Annotated in this window: 17 protein-coding genes; 11 read left to right on the top strand and 6 right to left on the bottom strand. The window is 24.9% G+C overall.

Annotation, left to right across the window (positions count from 1 at the left end; genetic code table 11):
* Positions 1-89 precede the first annotated feature (89 nt).
* Genes LPB137_RS11010 through LPB137_RS11000 form a run of 3 tightly spaced genes read left to right on the top strand, consistent with a single transcriptional unit; the run spans position 90 to position 1,168 of the window.
* A complete protein-coding gene (locus LPB137_RS11010; protein WP_076087990.1) occupies positions 90-680 on the top strand; it encodes a ParA family protein in 591 nt (196 codons plus the stop codon).
* 21 nt (positions 681-701) lie between these two features.
* Positions 702-962 (top strand): hypothetical protein, encoded by a 261-nt coding sequence (locus tag LPB137_RS11005; protein ID WP_076087987.1) that lies wholly within the window; start codon positions 702-704, stop codon positions 960-962.
* Positions 963-982: 20 nt separating this feature from the next.
* A complete protein-coding gene (locus LPB137_RS11000) occupies positions 983-1,168 on the top strand; it encodes a zinc ribbon domain-containing protein (protein WP_228144666.1) in 186 nt (61 codons plus the stop codon).
* 1 nt (position 1,169) lies between these two features.
* Here LPB137_RS11000 and LPB137_RS10995 read toward each other — a convergent pair whose 3' ends face one another.
* Complete coding sequence (locus LPB137_RS10995; RefSeq protein ID WP_076087983.1) at positions 1,170-1,517, bottom strand: hypothetical protein; 348 nt, start codon at positions 1,515-1,517, stop codon at positions 1,170-1,172.
* A gap of 110 nt (positions 1,518-1,627) precedes the next feature.
* On the opposite strand from LPB137_RS10995, the gene LPB137_RS10990 reads away from it, so the two are divergent.
* Positions 1,628-1,906 carry a hypothetical protein gene (locus LPB137_RS10990; protein WP_076087981.1) on the top strand — a complete coding sequence of 93 codons (279 nt, stop codon included), beginning with the start codon at positions 1,628-1,630 and terminating at the stop codon, positions 1,904-1,906.
* Between the two features lie 123 nt (positions 1,907-2,029).
* Here LPB137_RS10990 and LPB137_RS10985 read toward each other — a convergent pair whose 3' ends face one another.
* Genes LPB137_RS10985 through LPB137_RS10975 form a run of 3 tightly spaced genes read right to left on the bottom strand, consistent with a single transcriptional unit; the run spans position 2,030 to position 2,927 of the window.
* Positions 2,030-2,380 carry a hypothetical protein gene (locus LPB137_RS10985; protein ID WP_076087979.1) on the bottom strand — a complete coding sequence of 117 codons (351 nt, stop codon included), beginning with the start codon at positions 2,378-2,380 and terminating at the stop codon, positions 2,030-2,032.
* Positions 2,381-2,392: 12 nt separating this feature from the next.
* Entirely contained in the window at positions 2,393-2,581 is a 189-nt protein-coding gene (locus LPB137_RS10980) for a hypothetical protein (RefSeq protein ID WP_076087977.1), read from the bottom strand.
* Positions 2,571-2,927 (bottom strand): hypothetical protein, encoded by a 357-nt coding sequence (locus tag LPB137_RS10975; RefSeq protein ID WP_076087975.1) that lies wholly within the window; start codon positions 2,925-2,927, stop codon positions 2,571-2,573. Before LPB137_RS10975 ends, LPB137_RS10980 begins: the two co-directional genes overlap by 11 nt.
* A gap of 431 nt (positions 2,928-3,358) precedes the next feature.
* Here LPB137_RS10975 and LPB137_RS10970 point away from each other — a divergent pair, with 431 nt between their 5' ends.
* The 7 genes from LPB137_RS10970 to LPB137_RS10945 all read left to right on the top strand — a co-directional run bounded on the left by LPB137_RS10970 (position 3,359) and on the right by LPB137_RS10945 (position 11,620).
* Positions 3,359-4,456: a tyrosine-type recombinase/integrase gene (locus LPB137_RS10970; RefSeq protein ID WP_076087973.1), complete on the top strand. Its 1,098-nt coding sequence runs from the start codon at positions 3,359-3,361 to the stop codon at positions 4,454-4,456.
* A 113-nt stretch (positions 4,457-4,569) separates the two neighbouring features.
* On the top strand, positions 4,570-5,823 hold the full coding sequence (locus LPB137_RS10965) for an ATP-binding protein (protein ID WP_076087971.1): 1,254 nt from the start codon (positions 4,570-4,572) through the stop codon (positions 5,821-5,823).
* Between the two features lie 185 nt (positions 5,824-6,008).
* Entirely contained in the window at positions 6,009-6,116 is a 108-nt protein-coding gene (locus LPB137_RS14655) for a recombinase family protein (RefSeq protein WP_228144665.1), read from the top strand.
* Between the two features lie 1,245 nt (positions 6,117-7,361).
* A complete protein-coding gene (locus LPB137_RS10960) occupies positions 7,362-7,550 on the top strand; it encodes a hypothetical protein (protein ID WP_076087969.1) in 189 nt (62 codons plus the stop codon).
* 92 nt (positions 7,551-7,642) lie between these two features.
* The gene (locus LPB137_RS10955) at positions 7,643-8,443 is read left to right on the top strand and encodes a Hachiman antiphage defense system protein HamA (RefSeq protein ID WP_076087966.1); all 801 of its coding nucleotides are present in this window, start codon (positions 7,643-7,645) and stop codon (positions 8,441-8,443) included.
* The gene (locus tag LPB137_RS10950; protein WP_083657246.1) at positions 8,436-10,919 is read left to right on the top strand and encodes a DEAD/DEAH box helicase family protein; all 2,484 of its coding nucleotides are present in this window, start codon (positions 8,436-8,438) and stop codon (positions 10,917-10,919) included. The genes LPB137_RS10955 and LPB137_RS10950 overlap by 8 nt, the downstream gene beginning before the upstream one ends.
* Positions 10,920-11,116: 197 nt before the next feature.
* A complete protein-coding gene (locus LPB137_RS10945; protein WP_076087964.1) occupies positions 11,117-11,620 on the top strand; it encodes a hypothetical protein in 504 nt (167 codons plus the stop codon).
* A 29-nt stretch (positions 11,621-11,649) separates the two neighbouring features.
* Here LPB137_RS10945 and LPB137_RS10940 read toward each other — a convergent pair whose 3' ends face one another.
* On the bottom strand, positions 11,650-12,531 hold the full coding sequence (locus LPB137_RS10940; RefSeq protein ID WP_237671630.1) for an IS3 family transposase: 882 nt from the start codon (positions 12,529-12,531) through the stop codon (positions 11,650-11,652).
* Complete coding sequence (locus LPB137_RS10935; RefSeq protein ID WP_076083151.1) at positions 12,528-12,824, bottom strand: transposase; 297 nt, start codon at positions 12,822-12,824, stop codon at positions 12,528-12,530. Before LPB137_RS10935 ends, LPB137_RS10940 begins: the two co-directional genes overlap by 4 nt.
* Positions 12,825-12,862 lie beyond the last annotated feature (38 nt).

Genomic DNA, 12,862 nt, shown 5'->3' with positions numbered 1-12,862 from the left:
TTATATCTAAATATATTAATTTTATTTAAATTAAAAACAAGAGAAATAATTGTAATATACTATAAAATATTATATTACAAGGTATATAAATGCAAATAATTATATATAATCAAAAAGGTGGAGTTGGAAAGTCAATGCTTGCAACTCAATTAGCACTTTATTTTGATACAACTATAATCGAATTAGATCCATATGGAATGTTAAATGATACATTAGGTGATGATATTGTTTATAAAGTTGAACTAAATGAAAAAGTACCTGAAATAAAAGAGGGTGATGTTATTTATGATTTTGGTGGTTTTGATGATTTAAGATTAGATGAGATATCTAAAAGTGCTGATTTGATTATCATTCCCTTTAACCCAACTATTAATTCTCTTGGAACTACACTAAAAAGTTATAACAGAGTAAAAACTCAAAATGTACCTGTGTTATTTGTAGTGAATGCAGTTTTAAATGATAAAGATGTTGAAGAATCAATAAGTTTCATAAAAGAAAATACACAAGATGAGATTGATTTTTTCGTAATACCACATACAAGAGCTTTACAAACAGTTGAAAATGAAGGTGTTAGTATAATCGAATTTGCAAATAGTTCAGGCTTAAGAAAACACACATACAGGAAAATAAGCGGAATTATGAAAGATTTTGTAAAGAAAATAGAAGAGTATTTAGAATAATAGAATTTATTAGGAGTTATTATGGCAAGAGCAAAGTTTGATAATTTAAAAAATACACAAAGTAAAGAGAATTTTACACATAAAGATTTACAAAAACAAAAAGCAGGACGTCCTCTTGGAAGTAAAGTTAAAAAAGAACAATCGAATGCATCTTTAACAATAGCCCTAACTCCAAGTCAAAAAAAGCAGCTTGAAGAGTATGCAAATTTAGAATATCGTTCAGTTGGAAGTGTTATAAAAATGCTTTTAATTAAAAATGATATTATAAAAATAAACGAATAAAAGGAATAATCATGGAAGAAATGAATATACAATGCCCTTATTGCTTACAAGCTGTTACAGTTTTGGTTGATACTGGTGTTTATGAATACACAACATTAATTGATGATTGTGAGGTTTGTTGCAGACCAATTGAAATATCTTATATCGTCGAAGACGGTGTAGTTTCGAGCTTATCTTATAATATTATCGAAGGAAATGAAAACTAGTCTAGAAAGTTTTTTTAATCTCTTCAATACAATGAATAAAATATTTTTTTGAACTAGAAATATAATAAAATTTAAAAGCTATTAAAAAAGCTAAAATAGCAAAAGAAACTTCAGTGCTTAAAATAGAAGGAAACTTTTCAACAAGTGACAATAGAGTTAATATAGAAATTGTGATAATTATAGGTAAAACTACTTTCCAATAAATAGAAAATACCTTTGAAATACTTATTAGCAATTTGATACTTGAATAAAAGCTATAATTGATATAGTTTAAAAGTTCATCACTGTTTTTACTAGTTTTAATATTTGAGCTAAAATCATATATCTCTTTTTTAGTTTTATTTATCATTATTACTCCTAAATTATTTTGTATTTTATCATAATTTGTAAATTGATTTGATTATAATATGAGAAATTTTTAGATAATATATTAATAGTTTAAATTTGAGGATAAATATTATGAGCTTTGAAGAACAAGGATATTTTGATAAAGTTTACCATAGAAATGGGAAGTTATATAAAAAAGTTAATAAAGAAAGTATACAAGAAATGATTGATACTGTTAATAGTAAATCTTTTACAAGTAAAGATTTATTAATAGTTGATATTACTGATGAAAAAATAAGAAATTATAAGAAAATGCAAGAAATATTAGAAGCCAATGATATTGAAGAATTGTCTATTAAATTAGATAAATTAAAGTATAAAGTTTATTTGAGGTTGAAATTAAAAGATTAGATTGTATATTGGGTGTCCGGAGATTTAAGTTTGTTAATATAAAGGCTTTTGAGATTACTATTTATAAAAAGACCCTTAAAAAGTTCCCTAAACTTTTAATTGAGTATAAAATATATTGATATCTTATTTTATATGTTTTCTAAAAAATGAATCCATTTTTGGATAATATTCATCATCTTCATTTTTTGCCCAATTAAAAAGATCTTCTTTATCTATAATATTTAAATGCGCTACTGCAATTGCATGATTAAAACACTCTTCTCCACCATGATAAACTAATGTACATAATCTATCTTTTATACAATCAGTTGGAGTAAGTAGAGTTAATGTTCCAACATGAGTTTTTAATTGAGCAAATTCTTTTGTTAAATCGTTTCCTAGTGTAACTGGACCAGTTGGAAACTCAATGTAGTTTGGATTATTATGATATTTATAATACCTTGATTCAGTCTTTTCAAATCCAAGTTCAAGCATTGTTTCTTCAATTTATTTTGAAGTAACAGATGGATTTGGAATAAAATCTATGTCCAAAGATGAAAAGTTAGATTTTGTATATATTTCCATACATGAACCACCCGATAAAACAACATCAATATTTTTATCTTTTAATTTAGTATATACATAAGATGCTGTTTCTTCTAAAGTTAATAACGTATCTAATGGATTATTTTTCATTTTTATTTCTCATTATTAAAGGTTTATTATTTGCTCTTGGTCTTGTTCTTTTTTTTCTAATAAGTTTCATTCTTTCTTCATCTGAATAGGTAGAACGAGCTTTTTTTAATAGAGCAACTAATTCTTCATAAAAGGCATATCTTTTATTTAACTCATACATTCTAATATTGGCTAAATTTTTACCTACAATAATATTTGCAAGTTCAAATTTATCTAATTGCTTTTTTATAACAGATGGACTAACTTCATAAAATTGTGCAATCTCTCTAATATATCCTGATTCTTTTGACAAAAGATATTGCAATACTCTTTCTGCATTTTTACTTCCAAATAATACTTCTAACATAAATATTCCTTAATTACATACTCTTATTTAGAACGTATGTTCTACTATAGAATATATTTGTACTCTATTGTAGAACATAATTTTATTAAAGTCAAGTATATGATATTAATTCTTCAACGATAAAATATACTCACTCCACCATTTCATTGGTATTTTAGGCATAATTTTAAGTCCTTATTTAAATTCCTGTTACTTTTTAAAATCAAGTAACATAGAAAGTAACATTAAACTTTAGATTTGAAAGGATTATATACTGGGATGTCCGGGATCATATCCGGGTCTTTATCATACTTCTTTAAATGTCATCAAAACCTCTCAAATGACTTACTACACGTACTTACAGTGAAAATCTATGTTATCATATTAAATCAAAAAATAGCTTATTTTACCAAAGAGGGTGTCTAATAGGTGACTAAAAATGAAGGATTTATATGGGATATATTAACTCAAAAAGATATGATGGAATACAATTATATCATAAAAAAAATAAAGATATTTCTTACTACATTAGATATAAAAATGAATACGGAAAATCTGTTAGAATTAAAGTTGGTGACAAATCAAAAGGTATAACTGAACCATTTTGTAAACAAAAAAGAGATGAGTTAATTAATAAAATTCGTCTAGGTGAAGAACTACCTTTAAAACACAAAAAAGAACAAATAATCACAATTAACTATTTATCTGAATTGTATTTTAATGATAAAGATTTAGATGTAACTCAAAACAAAAGACAAAAATCTAAATATACAACTCATATAGAACCTATTTTTGGTAATACAAATATTAAGTTATTAAAGAAGAGTGATATTACTGAGTTTAGAAATAAAATACTTAAAGAAGGTAAAGCAAATAATACAGTTAATGGAATTGTAATTTTATTAAATGCAATTATTAACTATGCAATAAAAGAGAAAGAAATGACTCTTAATAATCCTTGCTTTGGTTTAAGAAAACTAAATATGGATAATGATAGAGAAAGGTTTTTAAATACTGATGAAATTCAAATTTTACTAGAAGAAGTAAATCATGATGTAGTTTTATCTTTATTTGTTAACTTAGCATTAAATACTGGTGGAAGATTAGAGACTGTACTCAATATTCAAAAAAAGAATATTGATATTATGAATAATACTGTTGTCTTAAAAGATTTTAAAAACAAAAGTAATTACAGAGGTTTTATAAGTGATGATTTTAAACAATTATTAAAAAAACATATAAGAGGATTAGGGATTAATGATTATGTAATTGGAGGTTTAGAAAATAAATATCCAACTACAACAATACAAAGAAAATTAAAAATAATTCTTGATAAGAATTTTAATAAAGGATTAGATAGTAAAGATGCAAAAAATAGAGTAGTTATTCATACTTTAAGACATACTTTTGCTTCTCATCTAGCTATTAATGGAACACCTATTTTTACTGTACAAAAATTAATGAATCACCGTACAATTGAAATGACTTTAAGATATGCAAAATTAATGCCAGATAGTGGAAAAGAGTTTGTTAATGGATTATACAATTAGATTAAAAAATTTGCTTTTAAGTATAAACTTCGTAATATACCAATATAAATTTCGTAATACTTACTTGTAAAATTCGTAAAGTTAGTATATTTATTTCGTAAGAAGGAGAAAAGATGGTACATAGAAAATTAGAATCCACAATAGTAGAAATGTTAGAATCTTTTAGAATAGTAGCTATTAATGGCCCTAGACAATCAGGTAAAACAACTTTGCAAAAGAAAATAGCGAAGAATAAAAATATGAAGTATTATACTTTTGATGAAGCTACAATTTTTGATACAGCAAGTTCTGACCCTAAAGGTTTTATAGATTATATTTCAAAAGATGAAAATGTTGCTATTGATGAAGTTCAAATGATACCTGATATTATACCTCCAATAAAAATGAGTGTTGATGAAGAAAATAGAAAAGGTATGTTTTTACTTACTGGTTCTTCTGATATGTTTAAAAATTCAAAAATAAAAGAATCATTAGCTGGAAGAATGGTTAGTTTTAATCTATTTCCTTTATCATATAGTGAAATTAATTCTAGAGATATAAATATCATTGATAAGTTATTTAGTGATAACTTTAATAAGTTTGATATAAACTTTGAGAGTATAAGTAAAGAAGAATTTATAAATGCTGTAATTAATGGTGGTTATCCTGAAGTTTACAACTTACCACAAAAAGCCAAAAAAGCATGGTATGATTTTTATATAAAAGCTAGAATAACAAAAGATATAGCAAGTATTGAAAATGTACAAGTAGATACTATCTCTCATTTATCAAAACTTCTAAAAGTTTTAGCAGGGCAAGTAGCTTCACTTGTAAATTATTCAAATATTGCTAAGAGTATTGGAATTGCAGATAAAACTGTTGCAAAATATATAGGTTTACTTGAAGCATTATATATTATAAAACTAGTACCTTCTTATTCAAATAATACACTTAAAAAGGTAACTAAAAGTCCAAAAGTCCATTTTATTGATTCAGGACTTGCAAGTTTTTTACTTAATGCAAGTGTTGAATCATCTATGATAGGTAAAAATGAACACTTAGGAAATTTAGTAGAAACCTTTGTTTATAGTGAGCTTATTAAACATCAATCATTTGCTAATGAAGAAGTAGAAATATATCACTTTAGAGATCAACAAAAAAAAGAAGTTGATTTTGTACTGGAATCAAGTTCAGGAGATATAGTAGCCTTAGAAATAAAATCAGGTTCAAATATTAAAAGTGAGCATTTTAAAGGTCTTCTTGCAATAGCTAAGACAATTAAAAATAAAAATTTTAAAGGTATAGTATTTTATGGCGGGGATAAAGTTCTACCATTTAAAATTGAAGAATACCAATTTTGGGCAATTCCTTTAAAAACATTAATTTAGAAAATAAAAAATTAATATTTTTTAACTCATTATATTTATGCTAAATTTTCTAGAGCATAAGGATGAGTTTAAAAAACTTTATCCTAGCTACTCAGATGAAAAAATAGAAGAAATATTTGAATTAAGAGTGCAATTTTGGGAATGACTAGTAGAAAATTTTGATTTATTTTTTAATACATAAAGATATGAAAGCAATAATTTATTATAGAAAATCTACAGATAGAGATGATAAACAAGCTAATTCATTAGAACATCAATTAGAAAATTGTAGAAGAGTGGCTACTTTAAAATGACTTGAAACATATAAAGAAATTTGAGAGAGCAGAAGTGCTAAAACAGAATGAACGAGAAACTGATTTAATGAATTGATAAAAATATGTAAATCTTGAAAAGTAGATTATATAATAATAGATGAACCAAAAAGACTTTCTAGAAACAATTTAGATACATCAAGAATAATTGATTTACTAGATAAAAATCAAATAGCTTGAATTTTATGAACTTCAAGAGAATATAAATCTGATAATTCAAGAGATAAGTTCCTATTACAACTAGATTTATCATTATCTAAGATGGATAATGAAGATAGGGGAAAAGATACTAAAGATAAAATGGAATCATGCATAAGAAACACTTGAAGATTTTTAGGAAAAGCTCCATATTGATATAAAAATATTACTATTAGAAAATGACATAAAGATATTATACTTGATAAGAAAGAAGCAAAATTAGTAAAAGAGATATATAACCTAAGGATTGAGTGAAAAGCATTTACGACTATAGCTAGAGTATTAAAAGAGAAGTATTCTAAAAAAATCAAGTTTAATTATGATTCAAGTAGAATTCAAAGATTAGTAGGTATGAAGTTTTATTATGGTGTTTTTAAGTGGAAAGGAAAAGATATAACTTGAAGTCATCAACCTATAATTACAAAACTAATATATGACCAAGCTAATGATATTTGAAAGTGAGTACATGAAAAGAAAACAACCATTCTAAAAAGACAACCGTGAGAATATCATTTAAAATGATTTATTAAAGACCCCTCTTGAATGAATTTAACTAGTTATATTAAGAAAGATATTACCTATTATTCTCATCAATACAGAAGTAATCATAAAATCTCAATTAATGAAAATTTACTTTTTCAAAAAATTTGAAATAAAATAAAACAAATTGAAGTAGATAGTAAAAAATTAAAAGATATAGATAAAAATATTATTTTAGATTTAATAAAAAAAGAAAATTGAAATTATTGAATTGAAAAAGATGATTTAAAACAAAAAATAGTAAATCTAAAGAATAGACAAAATAAGCTTTTAGACTTACATCTTGATGAAAAGATAAAACATGAAATATATTTATCTAAAAATAATCAAATAGAAAATGAAATAAAAGATATAGAAGAGCTAAAAGAGAACCTCAATAATAGTGATTTTGAAAGGAAGACCCTAATAATGTTAGAACTAGCAGGAAGCTACTATACAAGCTATATTAAGTCCAATAATGAATGAAAGGCATATATAACAAGAAAATTAATGTTAGAACTTTCTGTAAACAACAAAAAAGAGCTTCAACTAGCCGAAACTCCGCTAGTAAAAAGCTCAAAAATGTTAGAAAAGTTATATGGTATCCCTAAAGAGTTTGATATTAGAACTTTTAAAAAGTATTTGTCAAAAATAGATTTAGAAGATTTAGATAAATTTAGTAATTTTATAAAATATTGAAATTTATAAAATATGTTACAAAGATATTACATTATTATATTATAATTAATAAAATAATTTTATTTTATTAAAAATTAATGAAAGATATAAATATGATTTCAGGTATTAGTTTTCATCATAATTTAGAAGATAATGTTTACATATGTTATGTAGAAGAATTTAGTGATGAATTAAAAGAAAAAATAGTACAAATGTTAAGTAGTCTTTGGCATGGTTCAGTTGATGCAGAAGAAAGACCTCAATTTACTTATAATACGACAGTAAAAAGATTTCTAGAAAGATATCAAACTAAAACAGCAGATACAAAAAAAGGAATGATAGGTGAATTGTTAACACATTTATTACTTCCTACTTATCTTAATTTAGAAGCTATTTCTATAATGAAAAATAAAGAAGAGAATAGTATAAGAAAAGGTTTTGATGTTGTTTATACTGATGAAAGTGATCTTATTTGGTATTGTGAAGTCAAATCTGGAGGAGATACTAATTCTACTGAAAATATAGATACAAAAAATATAAGTCTTCTAAAAAAAGCAAAAGATGATATAGAAGCACATTCTCTAGGGAATAGAGCAACTTTATGGGATTCGGTTTTAATAGATGTAAACTCAACTATTTTCAATTCAGAAAGAAGATTAGATATTAAAGAATTATTGGATGAAGATCACCCCGATACTGAAAACAGAAATTTAGAAAGAAATGTAATTCTAAGTTCAGTTTTATATAAAAATTTAGATACTAGAATTTGTCCTGAGAATCTAAAAAATTATAAAATAGGTGTAGATTCAGAAAATATTTTTGTAGGATTAGTTGTCTTTTCAATACAGAAAGAGACTTATTCTAGAATAGAAGATTTTTTAATTGACCAATTTAACGAGAATAACAATGAGTAAAATAAAATTACAAAAGATACAATTAATAAGAACTCTTACTGAAACTAGCTTTTTTAGTGCATATAAAAAGCTTATTAAAAAAGATGATTCTTTAACTGATAATGAAAAGTTTTTATTATTAAAATCAGCTATAGTATTTTTAAATTATGGAGAGAATGAATTAGAAAAATTTGGTTACAGAATCATATTGATGTATGCAAATACGTTTAATGACTATAAACCACTTTATGATATTTCAATTAATAAAGATTATATTCCTGTTTCGAAGTTTATTGAGGAAAAATATTTAAATTCTGAAAGTTTTAGTGAAAGCTTTCATGGACTTTTAATGTCTTCATATAAAGAAGATTTTAAACATCCTCAAGATGATAAAAATATTTATTTTTCTGCTGGACAAAAAAGACTTTTTGAATTTTCTAAAAATGAAAATGACTTTATTGTTGTAGCACCTACCTCATATGGGAAATCAGAATTAATAATTCAAAAGGTTGAAGATAATTTAGATAAAAATATCTGTATCTTAGTTCCTACTAAATCACTTTTATCTCAAACAAGAAAAAGAATTATTAAAAATTCTCTTATTCGGGAAAGTCGTAATAAAGTAATTACTCATCCTGATATGTTAAATGATAGTTCAGAGAACTTTATAGCTATTTTAACTCAAGAAAGATTGTTAAGATTACTACAAAAACATCCTGAGTTAACATTTGATATGACATTAATTGATGAAGCTCATAATTTAATTGAAAATGATGAAAGAGAAATTCTTACAATTCAAAATTTAAAAATATTAAAAAAAAGAAATCCTGAAACAAGGTACTATTATTTTACTCCTTTTTTAGTTGAACCAAAAAAACTAAAAGTTTTTAATAATAATAATTTATTAGTAGATAAAATTTATGAATTTATAAAAGTAGAAAAATATTTTGTATATGATTTTATTTCTAATGAAAAAATATTAAAAATTTATGACCAGTTTGTTAATAAGTTCTTTGATATTCAAACTTTGCAAATGATTCAAAATCCATTTGATTTTATAAATAGATTTGCAGCTAGTAAAAATATTATATATATAAATAGACCAAAGTACGTAGAGAACTTCTCTAAAAGTATTCAAAATCCTATTGAAATTACAGATAATATTAGAAAAGTGCAAGAAGCATTGAAAGAATTTTTGCATGTAGATTATGATTTAATCAAAACATTAAGGAATGGTGTTGTTTATCATCATGGAGGAATGCCTGAAAATGTACGTTTATATGTAGAAAATGCTTTTTCAAAAATTGAAGAGATTAAATATGTAGTCACTACTTCAACATTATTACAAGGAGTTAATATTCCTGCAGAAAAAATATTTCTTTTAGATACAAAAAAAGGTAAAGGAAACTTAAATAGTTCACAATTTAAAAACTTAGTAGGAAGGGTTTGTAGATTTAGTGAAGTTTTCGACAATGAAAATGGTAGTTTAAAATTACTAGAACCTGAAGTTTATATTATAAAAAGTGAATTTTCTAATAACCAAGCAAATATAGAAAATTTTTTAAAAGAAAGGGTTAAAGATAATAAGATAATTAGTGATGAAATAGATAACCCATTAATTAAAAAAAATCTTGACGATGAATTAACTACAGAAGAAGAAAATCAGATTAGAAAAGCAGAAGAATTTCAAGAAAATATAGAAGAAGGAACGAGTGAACTTGAAAACCTTAGAGTTGTAACTACCGAGATTGCAAAGGCATGTTTTAAAAATAATATTCATGACTTTGATATATTTGAAAATGAAAGACAATTAGAAGAAAACTATAATAATTCAAAAAATATTGAACCTATATCTACCTCAGATAGGTTAATATTCCTTATTGCTCAAATATTTTTATTTAGAATAAGATTAAAGGATGAATCTTCTGCCAACTTTAGCCGTATAGAGAATGATAAAGCAAAAGCTTTTTACTCTATGTTTTTAGAATGGAGAGGAACAGGGACTTCCTATAATGAAATGATTAATAAATTTATATGGTACTGGGAGAATGTTAAACAAGACTCATATATTTATGTTGGTGGAAGATGGGGTGAGATAACATCTCCATATCAGGATGGTTTTAGAGAATTGTACATTGACTTATCAAGAAAATCTCCAAGTCAAAAAGTTAACATAGCTATATTAAGGATTAAAGAAGAGCAAGATTTTATAGATTTCAATTTAATGCCATATGTAGAAATATTAAATGACCTCGAGTTAATCGAAAGTAGCTTCTATGATAGAATAAAGTATGGAACGAGTGATATTCAAATGATTAAACTTTTAAAAGAAGGTTTCTCCATTGAACTAGCAAAAGTAATTAAAAGTGGTCTATATAATGAATATATTAATTTAGAGAATGATTTAAAGGTAAATAGTAATATTATTCAAGCAATGGAAGAAAATAATGAAAATGAAATATTAAAATTTGAAGTTCAATATTATATAAATGAATAGTATTAGATACACAGCCCTATATCTAAAGACAAGGTAAAAATCTTAAGAATTATAAAGAAAGATTATGAACATCTTTTAAAATTGTAGTTTATCCTTATTTTATGAAAAGAGTTGTTTATTTGAGAGTAATTGAAGTTACTTGTTATTATCTTTTTCTTTGATATAATCAAATTAAATTATTTATACAAGAAGAAAAAATGATAAAACCAAACTGGAAAATATTTCAAGCTAAATTTAGTGACAATTGCACAGAAAACTTTGAATGGTTTTCTTACTTATTATTTTGTAAAGAATATAAACAACCTTATGGAATCTTTCGTTATAAAAATCAGTCTGCAGTAGAAACAAATCCTATTGAAGTTGATAATGAAGTAATAGGTTGGCAAGCAAAATTTTATGAAGTACGAATTTCTGAACATAAAAAAGATTTACTTGATACAATAGATAAGGCAAAAAGAGATTATCCTAGTATCACAAAACTTTTAATTTATACTAATCAAGAATGGGGACAAGATAAAGGTAAAAAACCAAAAGGGCAGATTGAAGTAGAAGACAAAGCTAACAGTTCAGGCATTGAATTAGAATGGAGAGCTCCAAGCTTTTTTGAATCTGAATTTGTATGTGAAGAAAATAAAAATATATCACAACACTTTTTTTCTCTTGATAAGAGTATTTTTAATTTAATTGAAGTGGAGAGGTAACTAAAATTCATACACTTTTTTGCTTATCCCTAAGCCACCATTTCACTTTGTAACGCATTTTGTTTTTCTTCAAATTTAACAGGAGATAAATTTCCTACATAACTATGACTTCTAACTCTATTATAATAAAATTCAATATATTCAAATATCTCTTTTTTAGCTTGTTTCTTTGTATAAAAATATGTGTTATAAACTAATTCTTGTTTCAATGATTTAAAAAAACTCTCAGCAACAGAATTGTCCCAGCAATTGCCTTTTCGACTCATACTTTGTGTAATATTGTTTTTTAATAATAAATCTTTATGGCTATAAGAAGCATATTGTGAGCCTCTATCTGTGTGCCAAATGAGTCCAGAAGGTGGATTCCTATGAAGTATTGCCATACTTAATGCATCATTTACCAATGATACTTTCATCGTATCATCCATGCTCCAGCCAACTACTTTTCTTGAGTATAGGTCAATTACCGTTGCTAAATATAACCAGCCTTCACCTGTTGGAATGTAAGTAATATCCCCTACATATTTTTGATCTGGACTTGAAGCATAAAAGTCTCTATTTAAGATATTAGGTGCAATTGGCAGATTATGATTAGAATCAGTTGTATTTTTATATCTTCTTTTCATTTTAACTTTTAGATTTAAATCTTTCATGATATTTGAAATACGTCTTCTTGAAATAATTAATCCATATAATTCTTTTAGTTTATCTCTAATCCTACGAGTACCGTAGTTATTCCTACCTTGAAGAAAAATAATCTCAATTAATTCATTAAGTTTTTTATCTACTTTTTTTACAACAGACCCTGTTTTTATCCAATGGTAATAAGAAGATAAATCTACTTTAACAACTTTACACATAAGCTTAATGCTAAAACTCTTTTTATTCTCAAATATCCAAGCATACCTTATAGAGTTTCTTTTGCGAAGTATGCTGCTGCCTTTTTTAAAATGTCTCTTTCTTGTTTTAGTATTTTATTCTCACGTCTCAGTCGTTTTAGTTCTTCATTATCACTTTCTTTAGAAGAAGAATTTATATCTCGTATTGGTATATTATGAGCTTTTTTATATATAGTAACCCAATGATATAATGTCTTTGTATTTAAACCTAAATCTTTTGCTACTTTTACAACGCTTTCACCATCATTTAAAATTAATTGTACTGTGGAATCTTTGAACTCTTTACTGTATTTACTCTTTCTCATTTGTAACCTTTATTCATTTTATTTTATCTCAGAATTGT

The sequence above is a fragment of the Poseidonibacter parvus genome, from assembly GCF_001956695.1.
Classification (GTDB): Bacteria; Campylobacterota; Campylobacteria; order Campylobacterales; family Arcobacteraceae; genus Poseidonibacter; species Poseidonibacter parvus.
The sequence above is the reverse complement of the archived record's forward strand: the minus strand, read 5'-3'. Positions and strand labels throughout refer to the sequence as shown.